The following is a 23508-nucleotide window of genomic DNA, read 5'->3' on the forward strand; positions in this document are numbered from 1 at the left end:
ATTGGTAACCTCCTAAAGATTTTCTATAAGAGGTTACCATAAAGATTTATTTAAGAAAGTTGTGGCGTGCCAATTGAAGCTTTTTATAACTTTCAATTAACTTAAGGTGTTTATCGATTCCCTCAAGATTCATACTTGTCGGTGTTAGGCCGTCGAAACGATTTTCACCTGTTATGGTTTTATTCACTCGCTCCATCAGATCTGGCCCGTACATACGAGTTAGGTTTTCAATGTAATCTTTCATCTCAAGATCGTCGCCAAGTTCAATATCAAGTGCAATATTTAATACTTGATAAAAACGTCTTCGCTCAATAGTATTGTCATTAAACGTACCAAGCATTTCTACTAGCTCTTTTGCATCATCAAATTGTTTTAATGCAAGGTATGTAAGTGCTTTTAACTCGCCAATTACTAATTGTCCCCAAACCGTACTTTCGTCAAATGCCACACCAATTAGTTCTGATACAGGCATATAGTTATCAAGAGAACTTTCTTCAAGTTGACCAACTAACTCTGACAAATCCTCTTCATCAAGTGCGTGTAGGTTTAAAATCGCTTCTCTGTAGTCTAGTGCCTGATTGTGGTTATCCCAAATAAGGTCTTCTGGAAGATAGATTTCAGAATAATTAGGTACCAAGATTCGACAAGCCGCTGCTCCAAGTTCATTGTAGTCAGCAATATATACTTCTTTTTCGAGCTCTTTTAAAATCCCCATCAGGTAGTCATATTCTTCTTGAGTTGTTCCAGAAAAATTCCATTCATTAAATTCATACTGCGGCTTTCCTGCAAAGAAACGCCAAGAAATGATACCTGTTGAATCAATAAAGTGATCAACAATATTATTATGCTCTTTGATCGCAAATTCATTAAATGTTGGAGGGAATGTATCATTCATTCCTTCAAAACTTCGTCCTTGGAGAAGTTCAGTAAGTGATCTCTCAAGAGCAACCTCAAAACGAGGGTGCGCACCAAAAGAAGCAAAGACGCCACCATTTCTAGGGTTCATAAGAGTGACACACATAACTGGAAATTTTCCACCAAGTGAAGCATCTTTAACTACGATTGGAAAACCTGCTTCTTCAAGCTTGTTTATACCTTCCATAATCGTTGGGTATTTTTCTAATACTGATTTGGGTACATCAGGAAGAGTAATTTCATCAACAATGATTTGTTTTTTTACAGCTCTTTCAAAAATTTCAGAAAGACATTGTACGCGGGCTTCATATTTTGTATTTCCAGCACTCATCCCATTACTTACAAAAAGGTTTGCAATAAGGTTGGCCGGTATATAAATAGTCTTTCCATCTGATTGCCTTTCATATGGAAGAGCACAAATACCGCGCTCATAATTTCCTGAGTTCGTATCAACTAAATGTGATGCTGAAAGCTCTCCATCGTTATCATAGGCACAGATAAGTGTTTCATCCATAAGCCCTAGTGGTAAAGAGTCATCTTCTGGAATCTCAAACCATTTCTCATTAGGGTAGTGAACAAAGTCTGCATTTGCGATTTCTTCACCAAGATAGTAATCACTGTAGAAATAATTTGTACTGATGCGCTCAAGGTATTCCCCAAGAGCAGATGCAAGGGCCGCATCTTTTGTTGCACCCTTACCATTTGTAAAACACATTGGAGAGTCTGCGTCTCTAATATGGACAGACCAAACGTGTGGGACTTGGTTACGCCAAGAAGCGATTTCAATTTTAATCCCTAGTCCTGCAAGAAGTTCAGTCATGTTAGCGATTGTCTCTTCAAGAGAACAATCTTTGCCTGGAATCATCGTTTTAGTGTTTTCAACTTCATATTCAAGCTTAACATCGTTTCCTAAAACTTCTTTTGCTTCTATTTTAAAATCGATTTCATTTTGGATGACTCGCTTAACTGTACAGCGCTCCATTGATGCTAGAATCCCTTTCTTATCTTTTTCAGAAATCGTAGCGGGAAGTTCTGCATGAATGACAAATGATTGCTTATAGCGATTGTCAGGATCCACAATATTTTGCTGACTGATACGAATATCATCAGTTGGAATATCACGACTATTACAATAGACCTTCGCAAAGTAGGCTGCACACATGGCAGAGGATGCGAGGAAATAGTCATATGGGCCAGGAGCTGTACCGTCACCTTTGTAGCGAACAGGTTGGTCTGAGATGATTTTAAAGTCGTCGAAGCTTGCTTCGATTTTTAGATTGTCGAGGTATTTTACGTTTACTTGCATGGCGCTATAACTACCATAAATAAGTATGTTATGGCCCTAACGATCTTCCATCCTATAAGAATTACTGCTATTTATCTCATTGTAAGTATGTGAAAATAAATAAATTTAACTTTCTTAAGTTGCCAATTATTGCCATTCCATGATCTTTATTGCGAAAATACTCGTTCAATTTAAAGGAGAAGTTAATGAAATCTATCATTTTAATGCTGGCAATGCTGCCTTGCCTAGTTTTTGGTTATAACCACCCAGACGCAAAAACACTTATGACTGAATACCAAGAATTCCGTTCGATGGTTTCAACAATGAAGCACGATTACCTAGTAGGTGATTGGTATAAGGCCAAAGATTTTGGTGACACAACTCTTATGTGGAACCTTGGTGATAATTTAACAGATCGTGAAGTAATTCGTTTCTTTAGAAGAAAGGCTGACGGTTCTGTTTTCACTGTAACTTATCACCGTTCAGATTATATTGTTGATGGAAGAATTGTTCTTCGTCGTTTTGTTGGACCAGAGCCAACAGGTTGGATCAACCATACGATCGATTATGAAACAGGTGAGCAACTAGGTTCTCAAGGCTGGTGGCCAATGTTTGATGATTCAGATCATGCATTCATGCAACAGTGGGGATTCCACTACTAAGAATTAAAAATGAAAGCCTACAAAAGTAGGCTTTTTTTTATTTTTATTTTTATCTCTGATCTGTCTCATAAAAATTTAAAAACTCTTTTGTTATTTTTTTTATATAAAAAAACACACAAGGAGTTTTTGTGAAAAAAACATCAATCATTTCAATTCTATTTTTCTTAATGTTCAATTCTTTTTCATTCGCGCAGGAAAACGCGATGGTGCGTGTTAGAGCGCTAGGTGTAAGCCCTGATGTTAGTGATAATATCGGTGGTAATATTGCAATTAATAACGAATCAGTACCTGAAGTCGATTTCTCTTACTTCTTCCATCCAAACTTTGCTGTTGAATTAATTCTTGCAACAGCAACTCATGATGTAAATCTTAACGGAACAGGAAGCCTTGGAAGTGTTTCTCTTCTACCTCCAACATTACTTGCTCAGTACCATATGGATTTTGGTATGTTTAAACCATATGTAGGAGCAGGGATCAACTACACAATCTTTTATGGAGAAGTTCCTGGAGACATGGCCTCAACTAAGTACGATGATTCATTTGGATATGCATTACAGCTTGGTACAGATATCAAGGTTGCACAAAATATGTATCTAAACTTTGACGTAAAAAAACTTTACTTACAAACAGATGCAACAGTTGATACTGGATCTGGAGTTGTGAAGGCTGAAGTTGATATCGATCCTCTCCTTGTTGGTATCGGTATTGGTTTTAGATTCTAAAACTCTAAAATGGGGGAGGCTATGTGGCGTAGCCTCCTCTTTAAATTCTCTCAAATGATTTGCACCCGTTAATATTTCCTGTATCATTTTTCTATGATGGAATTTGAAATTAGAATCTTAGAAGGCAAAGAATTTGATAAGTATTATCAGGCACACAAAGAAGCAGTCTTTGAAGAAGACCATAGTTATGTTCTTTGGGATATTCTCTCAGAAGAAGAATTAACTAATATCAAAAGACTAAAAGAGAATATGGGGAGTCCATATCAACTTTGTCTTGCGGCATTCGATAAAGATGAGAATTTCATCGGCTGGAGTTGGGGATTTCAAGAAAATAGTACCACTTACTATATGTGTAACTCTGCAGTTCTTCCTGAGTATCGACGACACGGTGTGTACGGTGCCATGCTTGATAAAACTCTCGCAATCCTTGAAGCAGAAGGATTTCAGATGGTCTACTCTCGCCACTGTGCTACTAATAATGCCGTTATTATCCCAAAGCTTAAGGCCGGCTTTCTTATTTCTAAAATGGAACTAGATGATAAATTTGGTGTTCTCATTCATCTTCATCATTATTTCAATGAGAAGAGAAAGAGAGTTATGGATTATCGTGCCGGGCAAATTAAACCCGACACTGATATTAAAAAACTATTTAAAATTTAACGTACACAAAAGTAATTCATTACTTTTGCATTTACTGACCATGGATCACGCACTGGTGACGGATTCATTAGTCCTGGATGATAAACCTTTCCGCCACGTAGGGCCCAAATATTTTGGTGGATAGAAATACCTCCGTTCCAGTCTCCGTAGGCATCAATGGCCTCAAGCTCTGATCCATTAGGAAGTCTTGCATACATATTGTCACAAGCTTGTTCTGCTTGTCTTAGTGAGTTTACTCTTCCGATTGAGCCATTATGCGTTCCAATGATTGTCAGTTTTCTACCATTTACTTTTAGAGTAGAAGGGAATTTTGTTCTTTGGAAATCTTCAAACATACGTGAAGCAATTTGAGACATCACAACAGAAGGTTGCCCAATTCCTTGATAGTTTTTAGTAGAACCATCTGAGCCTACAAGAGTAAGAGTTACTTGAATATTTCCACGACAGTTTGGAGCAAAAGAGTATGATCCATAGGCCATGTAATCAACAAGTGCACCAGCATTATCAGGAATCCAACCAGGCCTTTGACCATTGTTGATTGAATTAAAAATATATCGAATATTATTCATTTGGACGAATTCTAGTTTTCTATCAACTACTGGAAAATCACGGTAGTAACCATCAAAGTAAGCCTTTAGTGTATTTTCAAGAGTTACATCAAGATACTTATGTTGAGTCGCTAGTCTTACGTTCTTGTCATATAAAGCATCGAAAGTAACAAGCATCTGTAGCGCTTCACTACCTTTTGCTCCAGATTGCATAAGCTCTGAGGCAAGGCCAGTCATCTCACTCATATACTCAGTTCGAGTTTGTGAGTAGGCTTGCTTATAAGCACACAGATCCGCTCCTCTTACAAAAGGGATTGATGACCAGATACGGGCCGCTTGAGCTTGTGCACTAATTCCAATAAGAGCTAGTAGAGCTAGGGATTTCAACTTCTTCATAATATCTCCAATTTGCCTGATTATAGGGGGATATCAAAATTTATCATAGTTACTCGATAAAATTTATACGTATAAAGGCCAGCTATGCTGGCCTCAGTTTTAGTTTTGTGATCTTAAGTAAGCTTCATAGATACATGCGCGGATTTTTTCTTTTCCTTCAGGCATCTTTTTACATTTGAATTCACCCTGTGAATTTTTTCTCTTAGGAGTCCATTCAAAATTAACCATGAATGTTCCTGATTCAGCATTCCAGCTTGGAAAAACCATTAGTCCACCTTGGCTATCATCACTTTCATGCATTCTGATAACAAGCTTTGTAATGAGATGACCTGCGATGGCCCCTGCAAATACATCTGATAGCCAGTGCTTGCGATCGTGTAGACGGCCGTAAGATGTTAGGGCCGCAACACCATAAGCAAGGTATGGCACAACTTTATTATCTTTGTAGATTTCTGCAAATACTGTCGCAAATGACCATGCACCTGAAGAGTGTCCAGAGAAGAATGATTTCCCTTCAGTTCCAAATTCATAGGCACCAAGGTCTTTATTAGGTCTTTGACGACCGAAAGTTTTCTTGAAGCCCTCCGTTACAATTTGTGTCGCAATTTGTGACGTTACAACATAAAGTCCTGCTTTCTTTAACTTTCCATCTTCAAGCACTACACCCATAAAGTAAGAACCTGCGGCAGCTCCGCCCATGATCAGGCGTTCGTGGTTATTTGTTGGGTATACTAACTTTTCAGTAAATCCATTTTTGTGGTCTTGAATGAAGTCCATCGTTTCTTCATCTGATGCAAACATTACAAGGCCCAGTGATGTTGATGCTGCTAACATAAGTGCTTCTTTGTCACTTAGACCAAGTGGTATGAAGTAGCCCTTCTTGTTATCACTAGGGTCGTATTTTCTTAGGAATTCAGAGAACTCTTTAGGATTCATCCCGCCACGAATAGTTTCGTTTCCAATTCTTCCTTTAATTCCTTCCATTTCATCGATATTTCTTTGCTCTTCTTCACTACAGCCTTGAATTGTATTTTTACAGCTGTAGATTTCATCAAGCATTCGCTTTGCTTGAGAGCGCATATCAATTTGATTTTCGTCTACTGAGACACAGCCTTCATAACGCCACTCGCAGTTCTCCTGTAGTGGATTGAATGACTTCTGTTCCCAGAAGTAGAGATTCTCTTGTGCCATAGCACTCGATACGAGAGTTGATAGGATTAGACCATTTGTAATTATTTTCTTTATATTTTTCATGAGGCCAATATAGCTGAAACTGTAAAAAAAGCTTCATAAGTGTAATTAATCATAGGGCAGACTAAAAAATAGACACTAGTAAGTTATTAAAATATTTAGAAGAATAAATTACATACCTTAGAAAACTCATGGACGACTAAATAGAAAGCTTGCTATTTAGACAAAAACTTATGAGGAGAATTCGATGAAAAAATTATTACTGGTAGCAATGCTATCTCTATCTGCAGTTGCATCACCTGTTTCTAACTCTGTTATTGCTAAGGCAAAGAAGGCAGTAGAAGAAACTGCAAAATCATATTTTGGACCAAAAGCTTATGTTTACTACTCAAATAGTAGTGCAGAAGATAAAGAGGTTTTCTTTAACGTGCTTTGGACTGAAGAAACGACAGATGTTTTTTACGATGAAGGTGAGCAAATTTATGTTCCTGTAAAAACAGAATGTGAGCAGGAAATGGTTTATTTAGTAGATACTAAGAAAGTTCTACTTACTCAAAATGCTTATTGTTACTAAGAATATAAAAAGGGAGCTTCATGCTCCCTTTTGCTTTTAATAAATATAATCAAGATCTTTATCTCCAAATCTTATATCACTATCAAATTCGAAATGAGCAAGAAATAGTTTATTTTCATGTCTCAGAATGAAAGCAATTTCACCATTGGCGTAATACCAATCTCTTCCGAATAAAAGGCCTACAAATTGAATACCTGAATTGTTGATATTATCGACTAGCTTACTAAATTTTGGAATATGCTTATCAAGTGTATAAAGTACCTTCTTTTGCTGTTCTTTATCGACTTTTACTGGATACCAATCGCCCATATCGACAACCTTATTTTCAAAAACTTCTTGGATAATTTCAAGGCCACCAACTTTTAGGTCGGTAATATAAGCATCGACATTTCCATGTCTTTTTAGAAAGTTAAGCTTCTTTGGTAGCTTCATTCTTTTTACATTTCTTTCATCAAAGAAATTACACTCAATAGCACGGCTGTCGCCACCATCGAAATAGTAGGCACCACTTAAGTCATTGATAGGATATGCGATTCCAAAATCTGATTCCTCTGAGTAAATCACCATCTCGCCATCTTCTATCGATCTAACGGCGCCGTGGCCATTGTATGATCTGTTACCGCTATTTTCCAGGATAAATGTCGTATTAGGCTTATAGACTAGAAGTGATACGCTATAAGTGTGACCTGAAACATCATCACTACAAAATAGTTTCGTAAATGTATTGTAATTAATTTGAGATGCCAAAGTTGTATTGGCAGTAAGAGTAATACAAAAAATAGAAATAAGATTTTTACACACTGTTTTCATACAAATTCTCCTTGTTGGCCATTGATAACAAGAAATATTTATATATTGAAATAGTATAAAAGTATTTTGTGTATATCAAAATTGTATGGTAGCTAAAAGCTATGAATATAAATCTCAATTATATTGAAGTATTTTGTCATCTTGGACAGAACTTAAATTTTTCTCAGACAGCGAGGGAGCTAAATACATCTCAACCTGCGATCTCAAGAAAGATAAAACTTCTAGAAGATGAATTAGGTTATGAGCTTTTTGTTCGCTCAAACAAAACAACATCATTAACTCTAAAAGGACAGGCGTTTCTTGATCAAGTCCTGCCTAGTTTTAATACAATTAGTGGCGCCATTCATAATAAAGAACAGAAAATTGATCTGAAAGTTGGGAGTATCTTTGAGGCAGGTGAAAAATATCTCTTATCGGCCCTAAATGACTTACATGAAAATGAAAGAATTGGTCACTTTGATCTCCAGTTCGATTCGGCCATTAATCTTATCGATAAATTACAAGCAGGAGAGTTAGATATCATTATGACTCATATTATTCCTGCTCAAAAGAGCTTGAGCTTTTTTGAAGTTTTTCGTGACGGCACCTACCTCGTTGGCCCTAAGAAAGAGGATGGTAAGCGCAAAAGAAAGCTCGTCACATATCGTAATGAAGACCTTTATACAGAAGAATTCTTACACAAAACTTTAGGTAAAAATTGGAGATCTAAATTTGAAATCATAGGTTGTGTAAACTCACATAAGGCAATGCTTTCTCTTTGTGAAGCTGGTGGCCATTTTTGTGTCGTACCTGAATCAAGTTTCAATAATTCTGGTGGATTAAAAATTTATAAGAAGAAAGACAGTAGTCACGGAATATATATCTGTGTACGACAAAACTTTCTTGAAAATAGAGATACAAAAAGGCTTATTGAAGAATTAATCAATTGTTTAAAATAGCTTTTCTATTCTTTACCTTTCCTAAATTGACAGCTTCTAGTGTGCACTTGAATATAAATTCATTCATTTGGAGATTATATGGAAAATGTTTCAGCACTAAGAGATGCGGAAAAGGAGCTTTTTGAGTTAACTCAAAAGGTTGCGGCTCTACGTAGAGATCAAGCCTCGCAAGAAGTTAAAAATTATACATTTCGAAGCACTGCAGGTGCAGTGAATTTATATGATCTTTTTGGGGATAAGGATCAGCTCATTATAATACACAATATGGGACAAGGATGCCGTTATTGTACATTGTGGGGAGATGGAATTAACGGTTTTGTTTCTCATATTGAGAGCGTGTGTTCACTCGTTTTGGTATCAAAAGACAGGCCAGACGTACAACGTCGTTTTGCAAATGAGAGAGGGTGGCGTTTTAATATGTTATCTCATGGGGGAGGAGAATATATTAAGGATCAAAGCGTCGTTGCAGGTGAGGAGAATATGCCTGGAATTGTCTGTTACCAAAAAGTTGGCACTAAGGTGTATCGAAAAAATTCTGCGGCATTCGGTCCTGGAGATGAATTTTGCTCTATGTGGAATATTCTATCTTTGGCCGGTGTATCATCCAGTGACTGGACGCCGCAGTATAGTTATTGGAGTCGTCCTGAGCAATTAGATGATGGAGGAGAGAATCTTATCTAGTCGTTTCGACTTTAATTCTTGGCTATATGAAAATCTTTCGAATACAACTCTTGCCATTCACCTTCATTGAGGTTTAAAGGGTAACCGATTGATATAATTAGAGAATATCAAGATAATTTGGTTGGTCTAATTAAATGGAGTTTAATCTCTATTATACTAATCGCTAAGTCATTTACTTAGAGGAACGTTTGTGGAGCTTGACTTATATATTTCATTTACAAGATATTTAACGACTTTTGTTTTTTCATTCTTCGTTTATCAGTTCTTTGCTAGCCTTGCGAATTATTATCAGATACGTGATCGCAATATTCTTTGGCCAGCGGCCATGTGTATTTCAACTGCATGCTACTGTTTTGTTTTTGCTTTTAATACGCATTTTATTAATCAGAAGTTATCTGATTTTATTCTTATTGTATTTTGGATATGTGCCTACTCATCATTCTACTGTTACCTAAGAACGGTTGAGATTTATTTCGGGCATAAAGTTAAAGGTCTTTCATTTGCTAAGACATTTTGTCTGTTCTTCGTTGTTACTCAGCTTATTTGTTCCTTCACTACACTTGCTTTTGATTTTAACTTTCTCTTTGATAAGCATAATTATGTAAAAGATAGTCTCTTCGCTAGAACAATGAATTTTAATGTTTCTCCAAATTTGTTAGGGAAGGCAATTGGGGGGATCGGTGCCCTTGTGGTCTTTTATTCATGCACAATGGTCTGGTTAGAATTAAATCGATTAAAGAAGAAGGAGCGCCTCTTACGGTTAGGAATTATAATAAGTTTTTTAGTCGTATTAAATGATTCACTTCTTGGACTTGAAGTAACTGGAGCAATTCTACCTCTGTATTATTTTGGGAACGCATTTGAAGCAGTTAGATTTAATATTTACTACCGTAATTTAAGTTATCGAAAAATGTATAACCTAGAAACAGAGGTTATTAGACTTTCTAAAATTGCACAATTTGGCTTCGCTGCCGCAAGTATTGCTCATGATATTAGGAATCATATTTTCATTATTAAAATATCTATTGAGCGCTTAATTAGGGGGCGATCAACAAACCCTGAAGAGACGTATCTTTCAATTGATAAACATACAGATAAGATAACTGAAATCACTAATCTCTATATGGATGTCTTCAAGAAGAATACTAATAATATTAAGTCTGATACGACGATTAAATTTGTCATTGAAGAAGCCTTAGAGCTAGTTTCTGCAAAATTTAAAGAGGCCGGCGTAAAATTAGATGTGGCCATAGAAAACTTTGACTTATGCTGCAATCAAACAGAGGTAACGATTTGCTTAGTTAATATATTAAAAAATGCTCTTGAGGAGGTCTCTCAAGAGGGGAAGTACGATGCTCCTTGGGTCAAAATTAAGACGGATGCAGACACCCGTAAGTTGTCGATTATAGATTGTGGGCATGGGGTGATTACTGTGAGTAAAGAGGAGCTTTTTAGTCTCGGCTATACGACTAAGGGAAGTGCTGGCGGGCATGGAATAGGTCTTGCTATCACTAAGGAATTACTGGGACGGGCCGGTTTTAGGCTCGATTTAAACTGCGATGAGCTAAATACGACATTTGTGATTGATTTTTGACAGGTAGGTTAAAATTACATGTTAAGCTGATTAAATTTTATTTCTTAGGTATAAGGTTCTCTATAAGACATTAAAAATAAGGAGAATCATATGAAATCAATTTCTTTAGCAATCTTAATTGCACTTTCAGCATTTGGAGCGAATGTATCAGCAAACTCTGATATTAATAACTTTGTATCTGACCTAAAAAGCTTTGACGGTAAGTCTGGTAAGGTAATCATGAATGGTGAAGAAAGAGGAAATTGTACTGTTCTTGTTGAGAAGGATAGTGATGCTGTAAGAGTTGAGTTTGATACTCCTGAACTATATGCAAATCCTGTTTCAGTTGCACTCCTTGATAGTGCAGAATTAACAGATGCAGATACTCTTCTTGTTTCAACAAACTCTAATCGTCCAGGTGGAGATGCTTGTGGTGATTTTGGTGGTGCTTCTAACTATAAAGAGACAATTTCAATTGACGAAAACTCTGTATCAATTAATGTTAGCTACCGTTGTTTTCTATTCAAGAAAAATAAAATTAACTACACTTGTGAGTTAAACTAAGAAGTGTCTAAAGTTTAATCTTGGACATAGTTTTTTCAAAGAACAAATATAAAATTCAAAATTAAGATATAAAGGGATTATGAAAATAATCCCTTTTTTTATTTCCCTAGTTTCTATCACTAATATTTTTGCTGCGCAGACTTGTACTCTTGATGGCAATGTCAAAACATGTATTGAAGGTACTAAGAAAAGTATTTCAAAATATTTTGAAAAGACTAATGGCCTTTCTTCCCAAGAGTTCTATTTAGATAATAGATTAGTAAAGCAGAACTTCTATACAATCGAGGGAGAACAGATTTCAAGTATTACCTTTGATTATCAAAGTGATTCATTATTCTTTAAAACAGTATTTAATACTCAGGGGAACCATGTACAGTCAAAGGTATTAGTACAAAAGATAAATAATCAAGAAGTTATTTTAAAAGAATATGGTTTTAATAAGAGAACCCATGTTTTAGAAAGTATTGACACTATATCTGAAGGTACTATTGTCGAGAGAAAAGTTATTAATACAGACGGTGAAGATTTTAAATATAAGTTTATCTACGATGCTGATCGCATTATCGGATTTGATGTTTTCAATAATGATGACGTCAAAATCGGTGACTATATTCAAAATGAAGTAGGTGAGGTTGATGGTGGGCCTAAAGATGCCACTGTGAAAATTGCTGTTATTGATTCTGGCTTTGATCATAACCATGTCGATATTCAAGATCATATCCTAATCAATTCAAATGAATCTTTTAATAAAGAAGATAATGATGGTGATGGATTTATTGATAATATTTTGGGCGTCCATTTTGATGGTGATAGCGATATCAAGTTTATGAATCCATTTTCAGGATTCTTACCTCGAACGGGTGCTCCTTCTGTTCAAAAAGCTGCAGTTTACGGAATCCCATTTGAAACGATTAAGGCCAAGGGAACAACTGGTCCAATTACATCGCATGGAACGCATGTTTCTTCAATTGCATTACGTGGTTTAAAGTCGGCATCTCTTCTGGCCTTTGCTGGAGATTTTGGAGAGTCGAAATATCTCGATATGATTTCAGCAAAGCTACAGAAATCAGAAGTTGATTTCGTAAATATGAGTTTTTCATTTCCGCACCAGTCACTAGGGCTAGTTGATCGTAAAACATATCGAAGTATGCAAAACCTATTCTTGAACAATCCTGAGGTTGTCTTCTTTGTGGCCGCTGGAAATGATGGGCGCTTTCTGAATGGAAGCCGTGATTGTATGTACCCAGCTTGCTATACTTATCCTAATGTTGTGACTATTGGTGCTACAACAGATAGTGATTGGCGAAATGATGAAAATTATGAAATGGCAGATTATTCAAACTATAGTTCTAGCTTTGTTGACTTTTTTGCTCCAGGAACAAAAGTTGAGGCGGCCCTTCTTGGTGATATGAAAATACGTCACTCGGGAACATCGATGGCCTCGCCAATGGCCCTTAATATGGCGGCCCATCTTATGGAACAAAACCCTAATATGAGTGCATTAGAAATCGTTGAGTTAATGAAGGAACAGAGTATTAAGAAGAACTCAATTGAGTCAAAATTTGGAGTCATAAGACCTTTACCAACTAGCTTGAGATAATTTTAATAAATTCGAATGTTTTTAGGTGTTTTAATTATTTTAAATATAGTATATTTAATGTATGAGCATCGAAGAATATAAGGTACTTACTAGATATGTAACGACCTTCGCATTTGCGTTTTTCTTATACCAAGCTTCTATAGGGGTTTATACCTCTAGAAAGTTGCTTAGTCGTAAGGTCTTCTGGCATATCGCAATGTGTTTGGGAGCAGGCTCATACGCCATCCTAATTGCCGTCAATACTCACGTTTCAGATATTAAGCTTTCAAATTTTCTTCTACTCACTTACTGGTTCTTCGCATATTTCACTTACTATTGTTATATAAAGGCAATTGAAGGCTTTCTTGGTCAGGATATAAAGTTATTAAAGCCGGCCAAGATTTTTTGTATAGGTCATTCTATTTTCCAAGTTATAGGAGGTTTCCTTTACCTGCTAACAGATATCGACCTCATGTTTATTCCTCGCACAACTCCTCCATCAACTCTTTTTACTCAAGCATTAAACTTAACTATATATCCAAGCGTTTTAGTTGTTGTTGTCGGATTTTTTGGAATTATAACAATTCTTTATACGACGGTTGTGATTTGGAGTGAGTTAAATAAGAGAAAGGGCAAGGAGTATCTTTTTAAAGCAGGTATTCTTCTTACTTTATTTGTATCTTGTTGGGATACATTAATTGGTACTGAAACAATTGGATATCTAGTGCCGATCTATTACCTAGGTTATGTCTTTGAATCAATGCGCTTTAATATGTACTATCAAGACTTGGCCTTTACTAAAATGTACAACCTTGAAAAAGATATGGTTAAGCTCTCTAAAGTTGCTCAATTTGGTTTTGCTTCTGCAAGTATTGCTCATGACATAAGAAATCATCTCTTTGTCTTAGGTACGACTAACGATAGACTTGATAAAATGGTAGATAAGGAACTCTCTCCCTATACGCAAAAGCTGCGTCGTCATATTGGAAAGATCCTTGAAGTAACTGACCTTTATATGAATATTTTTAAAAAGAATTATTCATCATCGAAAGAAAAGATCTCTGTTTCCCAAATAACACAAGATGCTCTTGAACTAGTTAGTGATAAGATTGCACGTCATAGTGTTAGAGTTGAAATAGAGATGGATGATTTTGCAATTGAGGGAAATGAAACGGAACTTAGTCTTTGCTTGGTTAATCTCATTAAAAACTCTTTAGATGAGATTAAAACTACGGATTCACCATGGATCAAGGTCGTAGCATCTTCAACTGAGCGCTTTGTTAAAGTTATCGATAGTGGAAAGGGGATACCGGCCAAAGTTCAAGAAGGTATCTTTGAGTTAGGACACTCGAAGAAGAAGTGCGGAAACGGACATGGAGTCGGCCTTGCAATTACTAAGCAGATTATTGAGCGCTCGGGATATAAGCTATTTATCGATAATGATAGTGAAAACACTACCTTTGTCATTAATTTTTAGATTTCGTTAAGATTCTATTAGTGTTTTATTTATTGAGATCATCATGCTAGAAGTTGGAAAACATATTTAGTATTAGGGAGCTCAATATGAAAACAATTTTTAAGTCACTCATTATGATGAGTGCAGTCAGTGCGTTTGCACATTCTTCAAATTCAACATTTATCATCACTTCGGATTCAAAGCTTGGTGCTATCATTGGTTTTAGTGATTCAAGTTTTAATTATGAAGTTAGTGATGCTGTTAGAGCACGTCAATTTTGTTTTGTGGGTGATGCATCACAAGTATGCAGTCAAATTCATCAAGCAGCACAGGATATGAATGGGCGCTATTATCAAGGGGCACACGATCGTATTGAGATTCTTAGCTGTGAAGAAGATTTCGCGACAGACGAATACTCAAATGATGAAATCACTGTTGAATATAATCTAAGTGATGATTATGGTTCAGATTTTAAAGTAGTGCGTTCAATTACTGATTGTGTAACAATTTAATTGTTTCTTACTCACAGGCCTTATAGGCTTTTAGTGTTTCATGATAAGCAATTTTGTGATCAATAATTTCATTAGGGTACTCTGAAGTTCCGTACTCGGGTACCCATTTCTTTATATATTTAAAGTCAGGATCAAATTTCTTTTGCTGTGTATAGGGATTAAAAATTCTAAAATATGGAGCGGCATCACACCCTGTTCCAGCAACCCATTGCCAATTACCATTATTAGAGGCCAGCTCAAAGTCATTCAATTTACGTGCAAAGTACTCCTCCCCCCAACGCCAGTCAATGAGAAGGTCTTTCACGAGAAAAGAGGCAGCAATCATTCGCACGCGATTATGCATGTGGCCTGTCTCATTAAGCTCTCTCATTCCTGCATCAACGATTGGATAACCGGTTTTTCCTTCACACCATTTTTTAAATAGACTCTTGTCATTATTCCACTTAATCTGGCCGTACTTTTCTCTAAATGGCCCATCGACCACGTGAGGGAAGTGATACATGATTTGAATGAAAAATTCTCGCCAAATTAGCTCACTAAGCCAGACTTGATTTCTCTTAAAGCCCACTTGGGCACACTTTCGAGGAGAGACTGTTCCAAAGCGTAGATGTATACCAAGCTTTGAGGTTGCATCTAGTGCTGGGATATCACGGTTTTGATCGTAGTTATCGATGATCTTACCTTTAATCGTCTTCACTTGATCCTTGGCCTTCTCATTGTAAGTAAAACCTAGCTCATTTAAACTTGGAAAGCCTTTCGCTTTAAACTTGTGAAAGTTATTAAAGAATTTATGAGTCTCAATTGTTGCAATATCTTTTGGTGCAAGTGTACTAAGCCACTTATTTTTAAAAGGTGTGTAGACAACATAAGGTTTACCATCTTCTTTTAAAATATCATTTTTTGCAAAGATACAGTGGTCTTTGTAGCGTGAGAATTTTATATCTTCACTTTTTAGAATCTTCTCAACTTTGTTATCTCTTTTTATCGCATAAGGCTCATAGTCCTCATTTGTAAAAACTTCCTCAATAGTATAGGTTTCACATAAATCTTTGTATGCTTCTTCTGGAGTTGAGTGATATACAAGAAGATCACTTCCTAGTTCAATTAGTTCTTCCTTGAGTTCTTGAATTGCATCGTGAATGAAGCTTACTCTTAGGTCATCTTCATCTTTTAACTTGGAAAGAATATTTTTATCAAAGATAAAGATCGGTATAACTGGTTTATTAGACTGAAGGGCATAGAGTAAACCACGATTATCTCTAAGTCTTAAGTCTCTTCTAAACCAAAATATATTAACTTCTTCTTTCTTTCTCATTCTATGCAATATTTTTTAGAAGCTTCAAGTCTTTTGGATAAGGCCCAAAAATGTATTGATCTTGAAGGTAAGTTTTCTTGTGTGTATTCGTTAGTATGTTCAAAAAGGAATTAACTGTTAAATAGTTAGATATTCCATTCTTATAGTCTTCCATCATTTTTATGAGAATATCTTTCTCATGCGCTGTGAGATCTTTCTTGAAATAGCCAAAAACATGAAAACACGCATTTAGTCGATTCTTTCTTGTAGGGAGAATATCGAGTGTTTCCATGAAGAGCTTAAAGTATTTTGAATAGACTTCACTAACATCAAGTTTTTCATGATTGGCAGCTATTCCACCTAGGAGTCTTAAGTTGTTCTGATTATGTTCCATAATAGAGTACTTATACATTTGATGAAATAGTTGTAGCTCTCTTATCGATCCATCGAGTTGTTGAAATCTTAAATGAGAGAATATTTTTTTTACAAAGTTTTCTCGTAGCTCCAGATTTTTAATTCTACCACTGTCAATAAATGGGAGAGTTGGCATCGTATCCATAATATATTGAGCATATAGTCCTGTTGATTTCGTAACGTAGTTTTCATCACTAAGGGTAATTGTTTTTACGTTGTCAGTTCCACAAGTAGGGGACTTTCTTGTAAAAATATGACCATTTATTTCCTCGTTAGCTATACGTGCATGAATATTTTGATAAACCTGATTTGCTTCTTCCGTAAGGTCTTTTTTAGTAAACTTTGATCTTAAGCGTACTTCATTAGATTGTTTATCAACTTTGAACAAATGTACTTCTTCTCGTGGAACTCCTAGGCCCATTTCAAATTCTGGGCATACTGGTACAAAGTCTACAAATTTTGATAGTTCAGAGTAGACCCAGTCTTCACGACAATGACCACCATTATAGCGAATATTCTCACCGAGCAGACAAGAGCTTATGGCAATTTTAGGACGCAAAGACATTGGGTTCTCCTTGTTTAGCAATTAGTGCTTTGTTTTAATTAGTTTAGAAACATCAAAGTGAAGATCTTTCGCCTTGGCAATAAGCTCAAGGTAGATCTTCTCTTCAAGTTCTTTTGTTCTTGAAAGAATCCACAGATACTTTCTTGAACTATCTCCAACCATAGCGTATTCGTAATTTTCGCCTAGATCTAAGATCCAATAATTTCCTGCAAAGATTGGCAGCTTAATTCCACGTAGAAAGAATTGTACCTTTAACTTAGCATTAGTTTCTTTATCAACAACCCAAGCACGGGCCTTGGCAGTTTTTAATTCTCCTGTTGGTGAACCTTGGCGACACGTATTTAAAACTTCGATATCACCATCAGAACGTAGACTGTAATTTGCTGTAACTGCAGCACAGCCTTTTTGAAAACTCTGTTCAAAGCGAGCAATTTCATACCACTTACCAAGATAGCTTTGTAGATCAACATAATCGACAGTATCTAGTGGAAGTGACGATCCAGAGAAAGTTAGTGAACTTGATAAAATGGCAATAAGTAACATGAGCTTCTTCATTTCTTCTCCTCTTAAATTTTATTCAGCATGGTTATTAGTCTCACCAAAAATTTTGTATAATTTTTGGCTACGATAGTTAAAAATTTTATTAATATCTTTTTTGACAAAGGCACCTGCGACCATACTACCTAGTTGTCCCATGGGAACCATGTAGGAAACATTATCTGTCATTAAAGTACCGTTTGCGTACACCTTAAATCCATGGGTATGAACCCATTTTTTATAAGGGCCTTTTAACTGAGTATCAGTAAATTCATTATTTTGATCATAACTTGATATTTCTGTTTTCCACTTAAATGGCAGGCCATAAAGACTTAGTTGATAATCAATAATTGTTCCTGCTTCTATTTGTGGAGTACTTTTTCCTAGGACTTTAAAACTTAAAGAATCAGGCGTTATTGTTTCAAGATTTTTCTCGTCACTAAAGAAGCCGAAAACCTCATCTAGTGGCCTTTCTACCCATTGAACTTGTTTAAATTCTTTTTCTAAACCCACCAGATTATGTAGAGCATCTTCCAGATTTTCAAATTTGAATGAATAGCCTTTATCTAAGAGATTCTTTGGGTAAACGTTTTGTCCGTCTAACACTAATGTCGACATTTCTCCAAGTGCTATCTTTAAAGCAAAACCTGGAGCAGGAAGGATTGTTGGTCGTTTTAAAACTTTTCCCATTACTCTTGTAAAATTAGAATTTGAATAGGCTTTTGGAGCAACCGCATTAAATGCACTTTCTTCGAAATCATTTTCAACAAGAAAGCGATAGATGGCCACCATATCTGCAAGATGAATCCAGCTCATCATCTGTTTTCCACTACCAAGCTTTCCTGCGACTCCTAGCTTAAATGGGATGAGCATCTTTTCAAGAGCACCGCCATTGCTTGCGAGCACTATCCCTGTTCTTACATGATTAACCAAGATATCCTTATTAATGAGTCTCTCTGTTTCTTTTTCCCATGCAATACAAGTCTTAGCGAGAAAGTCACTTCCAAAGCTTGCTTGCTCATCTAAGACTTGATCTCCACTTCGATTGCCATAGATTCCTATCGCACTTGCGCTAATAAATTTTTTAATCGAAGTTTTATTTTCATTTATAGTGTTGACGAGTAGTCGAGTTGATAACACTCGAGAGTTTACGATTTCTTCTTTCTGTTTTTTAGACCATCTTCTTGCACCAATATTTTCACCAGCAAGATGAATGATAGTATCTACAGAATTAAATGCGTCTTTATCGACTTCACCTTTTTGTGGATCCCAGTAAAAGCATTTGATTGGAATATTAAAAGAAGCCTGTGCCTTCTCAGGATTTCGACTCAGTACTCGAATATCTTCATGGCCATGAATGGCCAATTCATGAATTAATTCACGGCCGATAAGCCCTGTTGCACCAGTAATTATAATTCCCATTAATTACTCCTTGTATAGGTCTTGTATATATAATATAATATACAACAGTTAAACACCTAATTGTGAGATATTGAGGTTAAAAATGAAGCAAAATGTAGCAATTCGAATAATATCAGGTATTTGTAATGTTCAGCCTCACACAATTCGCATGTGGGAGAAGAGATACAATGCTTTTAGCCCAATTCGCGATGAGGGCGGTCAACGTTTGTATGGCCCAGAAGACTTGGCCCGCGCCAAGATGATTGCTTCACTCATTAAGTCTGGGCAAACCATCTCCAAAGTAGCGAGGCTGTCTTTAGACGAGCTTAAAGAACTTAGTATTGCTATTAGTGAATCAAGTCTCTCTGAAGAAGATAAGGTTGCTCAATCAATTGATAAGCTCTTTTCAGCATTAGCTATATACAAAATTGAAAGTGTGAGAAATGAAATAGAGTTTCTAAGGTTAAGTCTTAGTGCCCAAGACTTTATCTTCTCAGTAGTTCTACCAGTTATGCAAAAAATTGGAAGACTTGTCTTTGAAGGAAGTTACAGTGTTACTCAAGAACATATTATTTCGACGATTATACGCGATCAAATGAGCCAGATACGTCTTCCTAATAATGATCTAAATGGACGTTATGTTCTTGCAACTCCGGAAGGAAATTTGCATGAGCTTTCAATTATGATTGCAGATATTCTATGTCGAACAAGAAGGGTTGGAACTTACTATCTAGGTGCCGCAAATCCAGCAGAGTGTCTTGCTGAAGCAATCAATGCCCTAAACTGCAAGGGGCTCATCCTAGGTGCTGTTTCATCTGATAGCTGGGATTACTTTAAGAGTATTATTCCATATCTTCAAAAAATTGACGACAGACTTGAGCGTCAGATTGAAGTCGTTATTGGTGGAGGCTATCCAATAGAGCTTCCTGAATTCAAAAATATTCAGCTTGTCGAGATTATTGGTGATTTCGAGACTTTTGATAATACTTTCCTCGCAAAAGTGGCCTAATTAACGCAATATGTTTTGTCATATTATTGTTTGATAGGTAAAACTTCCTCACTTTTATAAGGGGGAATTATGAAAAACGCACTTATGATGCTAGTGGCGCTATTTATTAGCACACAAGTATTCGCAATTAATGGATCAAATGAATGTCTAAGATTTGAAAATGATGCTGTTAAGGTTGAAGCAATTCAATTCACTGCTGATCTTTTAAATTACGATTCTGTAGAAGCTTTTTGTACAGCTGATCGTCTATGGGATCTAGAGGTTAGTCATGCACCTAATTTCTGGCCAGTAGGTGAGGAAGAGGATCACCATGTTAAGTTAATGCTACACTATGAATACCATAGCTGTACTATCTACTATAACCAAACTCAAAAGAAGTTAAGTCGTCAGCGTTGTTACAATACTTGGTAATCTAGACTATATATTTTCATATATTTAAGGCCCACGATTGTGGGCCTTTTTTGTCATTTTTTTCATGATTCTTCCGATAAATAAATATCATGATGAAATCGCATTCTAAAATACTTTCAATTATAATCTTGGCCTTCTTTAGTCTTCTGGCCAAGGCCGAAGAAAAACAAGTCTTTGAGTTTGATGATAATAAAGATGGAAAGATTGATAATATTTTTCGCTACCAAAGTCAGAGACTTGTTGAGCATCTGAATGATCGTAATTACGATGGAAAATTTGATTATCAGATGAAAGTTGTTGGAAATCTAACGACGATTGAATCTGATAATAACTTCGATTTAAAATTTGATCGAATTGAAATCATTGAGAAACTCGAGAAAGAATCGATTTATAAACTTTACCGTATTGAAAACGATAAGCGTCTTTTGGTTTTTGAAAAAAGAATTCAAAATATTCAGCATAGCGAAGCGATAAATACGTGCTCATATGAGAGCTTTTTAAAATCCATCAACTCGCTTGATGATTTGATTTCTGATTTTGATCCAATTCTACAAAAACTTAATAATGGTTTTTATGAATTTACACCCGGAGTACAAATACATAAGAGCTGTTTAGAAAACTTTGGTGATGATAATTTTGAAACTCTTATGAGAAACTCTCTTGATAAAGGAATGAGTTGTCTGTCAGAGCTTGGAACAAATAATAAAGAGACTGGAGCAAAAGCTGAGATCGCCAATATTATCAATCTCTTAAATATTCAATTAAGTGGTAAAGTAAAGCCGACATCAGTTATATGTCATCAAAATGATTATTCTTGGCAAGGAACAATTGCTAACGCATCTGTTGGTAACAACAAATTGAAAAACTTAGGGGTGGATGGCCCATATGTCTCACTTAATCCAAAAATGAAGTCAGGGTTTTTAAACTCAATTAAAAATGGTCCACCTAGAGATGAGCTTGAAGGAATTGTATTTCATGAGCTTCTACATAATTTAGGATATCGACATGGCCATGGAATTGATGTGAGTTATGGTTGTGAAGTTTGTTGTTTCTCTGATAAGAAATCTGCAAAAGTAGCGGCCTGTAATATCTGTCTTGGGGGTTATGATCCAAAAAATGAGATTGATCCAAACTATTTAAGAGATATGGCAACGCTATCAAGTGAAACGGGATTAGTAAGTGCAGAACTCTTTATTTATAAGAATATTAGTCGAATTCCTGTGAATCAAAAAAATATTGATTCTATCTTTCTTGGACTGGCCACACGTGGTGCTGGTGTAATGCAAGAGTTTATGAAGCAAATGAAAGATCGAGGTCTTAAAGTGTCTCAAGATAGTGGCCGAATTAAGAAGCTTGTTAAAGAAGCGAATAATTATCGACCAGTTAATAGCTTCATTGCTGAAGTGAATAAAGCATACGCTACAGCTATAATTACTGCTTATGTTGATAAAAAAGCCTTCTCAGCAAAGTTTAAGCTCTCTAAGAAGATAAAATCGCAAGATTTAAGAGATATTGCAGATCGAAATGAAAGGGATTCAGATGCCTCGGCCAAGCTTGCTAGAGGAATCGAGATGATCGAAGAGCTCTTTTAATCTATCTAATTATTGTATTGTGTAAATATTATTAATCGGATTTACATACACTTCTGCTCAGCCTATATTCCCGAAAAATCATTATTTGGGAGATTACTCATGAAAAAAATTATAATTCTAGCATTTTTTGCATCGTCTGTTTTTGCAAACACTCTAACTAAGCAAGAAGAAAGTAAAGTTGTTACTGAGATTGATAATATCTGTGGTGATACTTGGTGTGAAGGTGATTTTAATTTTAGATTTGATACTCTTAAGTGTAATGCAGAAACTAACTCTTGTGTTTTAGACTTTGTTATTCTTGATGAAGTATGGGGTGATGATGATTCTTATACAGCAACAGAATATGCAGCAACATGTGAAATCAAGGGATATACAAAGTACGATCAAATGATTGAAGTATCTCGTAATGGTTGGCCAAGACTTAATCAAGATTTTTACTTTGCAGTTACTGATTGTGTGACTGAACAAGAAGAAGTTGTTTACGATAAATTAGGATACTAAAAAATAAAAGGCCTCTTAAAGAGGCCTTTTTTATTTCTTTAACTTGTAAGGTAAGCCAGTTTCTGGATTCTTTAGAACACCTTTAGTAAAAGCGCTCGGTATTTTCTTGCCATTTGATAAAATCGTTACATTTACCTGATTGGCCTTTGGTAGCGAATCGTATACGAACGAGATCTCATTACCTTCAAATAGCTTAATATTCTTATCATCACTTGGCTCAAATACTGTGTCATATTCTTTAAAAGCATACATTTCATCTAAGAAGCTAAACTCAATTGGACGGCCATATTGATTTGCCCAACCAAGCGCATACTTTGCACTTTGAACCAGAATTTTAATTCCACTTGTACACTCTTTGCCGTACTTAAAAAATCCAGTCATATCTAAGCTTTGAGCTTGTTTTAGTGAAAAAGTATAGCGAGTTAACCCACTTGATTGATTAGACTTCTTTTCAACTAGAGCAGTTGATTTATGTTTTGTTTCAAATTTCGCGCTATCTCCCCAAACTGGAATTTCATAGCGGCACCATTGCTCAAGAGTAACTTTAAAATTTAGCTCATTAGTAGGTGCATATAGATCAAAGCTAAATGGCCTTGCTGTAGTTTGAACTGCGGCAGCATTGAAGCTAAGAAATAAGGCCGCAATTGATAGTAACTTCTTCATAATATGTGTCCTTAATTAATTATTGTTGATTCTCAATACCACGGCCACATTAATT

At 35.9% G+C, this 23508-nt stretch carries 24 protein-coding genes; 15 read left to right on the forward strand and 9 right to left on the reverse strand.

Going from position 1 to position 23508, the window contains the following annotated elements; genetic code table 11:
- Positions 1-46 precede the first annotated feature (46 nt).
- Complete coding sequence (locus tag ACMAWV_RS05625; protein WP_412469772.1) at positions 47-2221, reverse strand: OsmC domain/YcaO domain-containing protein; 2175 nt, start codon at positions 2219-2221, stop codon at positions 47-49.
- Positions 2222-2406: 185 nt separating this feature from the next.
- On the opposite strand from ACMAWV_RS05625, the gene ACMAWV_RS05630 reads away from it, so the two are divergent.
- The 3 genes from ACMAWV_RS05630 (at position 2407) to ACMAWV_RS05640 (ending at position 4244) form a co-directional block, all read left to right on the forward strand.
- Positions 2407-2862, forward strand: a complete 456-nt coding sequence (locus ACMAWV_RS05630) for a hypothetical protein (protein ID WP_021266502.1) — start codon at positions 2407-2409, stop codon at positions 2860-2862.
- A gap of 128 nt (positions 2863-2990) precedes the next feature.
- Positions 2991-3584: an OmpW/AlkL family protein gene (locus tag ACMAWV_RS05635; RefSeq protein ID WP_412462833.1), complete on the forward strand. Its 594-nt coding sequence runs from the start codon at positions 2991-2993 to the stop codon at positions 3582-3584.
- A 93-nt stretch (positions 3585-3677) separates the two neighbouring features.
- On the forward strand, positions 3678-4244 hold the full coding sequence (locus ACMAWV_RS05640; protein ID WP_392991269.1) for a GNAT family N-acetyltransferase: 567 nt from the start codon (positions 3678-3680) through the stop codon (positions 4242-4244).
- Here the strand turns inward: ACMAWV_RS05640 and ACMAWV_RS05645 are convergent.
- Both ACMAWV_RS05645 and ACMAWV_RS05650 read right to left on the reverse strand, forming a co-directional pair.
- Positions 4241-5188, reverse strand: coding sequence for a hypothetical protein (locus ACMAWV_RS05645; protein ID WP_412469771.1), 948 nt, complete (start codon positions 5186-5188; stop codon positions 4241-4243). The two genes, ACMAWV_RS05640 and ACMAWV_RS05645, sit on opposite strands and share 4 nt — an antisense overlap.
- Positions 5189-5287: 99 nt before the next feature.
- Positions 5288-6442 (reverse strand): phosphatase PAP2 family protein, encoded by a 1155-nt coding sequence (locus ACMAWV_RS05650; protein ID WP_412462831.1) that lies wholly within the window; start codon positions 6440-6442, stop codon positions 5288-5290.
- A 184-nt stretch (positions 6443-6626) separates the two neighbouring features.
- Between ACMAWV_RS05650 and ACMAWV_RS05655 the strand changes: the two genes are divergently transcribed.
- Positions 6627-6953, forward strand: coding sequence for a hypothetical protein (locus ACMAWV_RS05655; RefSeq protein WP_103216675.1), 327 nt, complete (start codon positions 6627-6629; stop codon positions 6951-6953).
- Between the two features lie 36 nt (positions 6954-6989).
- On the opposite strand, the gene ACMAWV_RS05660 is transcribed toward ACMAWV_RS05655, so the two are convergent.
- Positions 6990-7763, reverse strand: a complete 774-nt coding sequence (locus tag ACMAWV_RS05660; protein ID WP_412469770.1) for a hypothetical protein — start codon at positions 7761-7763, stop codon at positions 6990-6992.
- A gap of 101 nt (positions 7764-7864) precedes the next feature.
- Here ACMAWV_RS05660 and ACMAWV_RS05665 point away from each other — a divergent pair, with 101 nt between their 5' ends.
- From ACMAWV_RS05665 to ACMAWV_RS05695, 7 genes are all read left to right on the forward strand, one after another.
- Entirely contained in the window at positions 7865-8701 is an 837-nt protein-coding gene (locus ACMAWV_RS05665) for a LysR family transcriptional regulator (RefSeq protein ID WP_103216677.1), read from the forward strand.
- A 78-nt stretch (positions 8702-8779) separates the two neighbouring features.
- On the forward strand, positions 8780-9382 hold the full coding sequence (locus ACMAWV_RS05670; RefSeq protein ID WP_392991273.1) for a DUF899 family protein: 603 nt from the start codon (positions 8780-8782) through the stop codon (positions 9380-9382).
- A 190-nt stretch (positions 9383-9572) separates the two neighbouring features.
- A complete protein-coding gene (locus ACMAWV_RS05675) occupies positions 9573-10976 on the forward strand; it encodes a sensor histidine kinase (RefSeq protein ID WP_412469769.1) in 1404 nt (467 codons plus the stop codon).
- A 90-nt stretch (positions 10977-11066) separates the two neighbouring features.
- Positions 11067-11519, forward strand: a complete 453-nt coding sequence (locus tag ACMAWV_RS05680) for a hypothetical protein (RefSeq protein ID WP_412469768.1) — start codon at positions 11067-11069, stop codon at positions 11517-11519.
- A gap of 79 nt (positions 11520-11598) precedes the next feature.
- Positions 11599-13119 carry a S8 family serine peptidase gene (locus ACMAWV_RS05685; protein ID WP_412469767.1) on the forward strand — a complete coding sequence of 507 codons (1521 nt, stop codon included), beginning with the start codon at positions 11599-11601 and terminating at the stop codon, positions 13117-13119.
- 61 nt (positions 13120-13180) lie between these two features.
- Entirely contained in the window at positions 13181-14575 is a 1395-nt protein-coding gene (locus ACMAWV_RS05690) for a sensor histidine kinase (RefSeq protein ID WP_412469766.1), read from the forward strand.
- Between the two features lie 86 nt (positions 14576-14661).
- Positions 14662-15066: a hypothetical protein gene (locus ACMAWV_RS05695; protein WP_412462826.1), complete on the forward strand. Its 405-nt coding sequence runs from the start codon at positions 14662-14664 to the stop codon at positions 15064-15066.
- Positions 15067-15073: 7 nt separating this feature from the next.
- Here ACMAWV_RS05695 and ACMAWV_RS05700 read toward each other — a convergent pair whose 3' ends face one another.
- Genes ACMAWV_RS05700 through ACMAWV_RS05715 form a run of 4 tightly spaced genes read right to left on the reverse strand, consistent with a single transcriptional unit; the run spans position 15074 to position 19298 of the window.
- A complete protein-coding gene (locus ACMAWV_RS05700) occupies positions 15074-16381 on the reverse strand; it encodes a cryptochrome/photolyase family protein (RefSeq protein WP_412469765.1) in 1308 nt (435 codons plus the stop codon).
- A gap of 1 nt (position 16382) precedes the next feature.
- Positions 16383-17339 (reverse strand): YbgA family protein, encoded by a 957-nt coding sequence (locus ACMAWV_RS05705; RefSeq protein ID WP_103216686.1) that lies wholly within the window; start codon positions 17337-17339, stop codon positions 16383-16385.
- A 21-nt stretch (positions 17340-17360) separates the two neighbouring features.
- Positions 17361-17894 carry a lipocalin family protein gene (locus ACMAWV_RS05710; RefSeq protein WP_412469764.1) on the reverse strand — a complete coding sequence of 178 codons (534 nt, stop codon included), beginning with the start codon at positions 17892-17894 and terminating at the stop codon, positions 17361-17363.
- 18 nt (positions 17895-17912) lie between these two features.
- Positions 17913-19298, reverse strand: a complete 1386-nt coding sequence (locus ACMAWV_RS05715; protein ID WP_412469763.1) for a TIGR01777 family oxidoreductase — start codon at positions 19296-19298, stop codon at positions 17913-17915.
- 82 nt (positions 19299-19380) lie between these two features.
- Here ACMAWV_RS05715 and ACMAWV_RS05720 point away from each other — a divergent pair, with 82 nt between their 5' ends.
- From ACMAWV_RS05720 to ACMAWV_RS05735, 4 genes are all read left to right on the forward strand, one after another.
- Entirely contained in the window at positions 19381-20286 is a 906-nt protein-coding gene (locus ACMAWV_RS05720; protein ID WP_412469762.1) for a MerR family transcriptional regulator, read from the forward strand.
- Between the two features lie 69 nt (positions 20287-20355).
- Entirely contained in the window at positions 20356-20697 is a 342-nt protein-coding gene (locus ACMAWV_RS05725) for a hypothetical protein (protein WP_103216690.1), read from the forward strand.
- Positions 20698-20786: 89 nt separating this feature from the next.
- Positions 20787-22289, forward strand: coding sequence for a hypothetical protein (locus tag ACMAWV_RS05730; RefSeq protein WP_412469761.1), 1503 nt, complete (start codon positions 20787-20789; stop codon positions 22287-22289).
- 99 nt (positions 22290-22388) lie between these two features.
- On the forward strand, positions 22389-22790 hold the full coding sequence (locus tag ACMAWV_RS05735) for a hypothetical protein (RefSeq protein WP_412462825.1): 402 nt from the start codon (positions 22389-22391) through the stop codon (positions 22788-22790).
- Positions 22791-22820: 30 nt separating this feature from the next.
- On the opposite strand, the gene ACMAWV_RS05740 is transcribed toward ACMAWV_RS05735, so the two are convergent.
- Positions 22821-23453 carry a hypothetical protein gene (locus tag ACMAWV_RS05740; RefSeq protein ID WP_412469760.1) on the reverse strand — a complete coding sequence of 211 codons (633 nt, stop codon included), beginning with the start codon at positions 23451-23453 and terminating at the stop codon, positions 22821-22823.
- Positions 23454-23508 lie beyond the last annotated feature (55 nt).

The organism is Halobacteriovorax sp. RT-1-1, from assembly GCF_047085455.1.
Taxonomy (GTDB): Bacteria; Bdellovibrionota; Bacteriovoracia; order Bacteriovoracales; family Bacteriovoracaceae; genus Halobacteriovorax_A.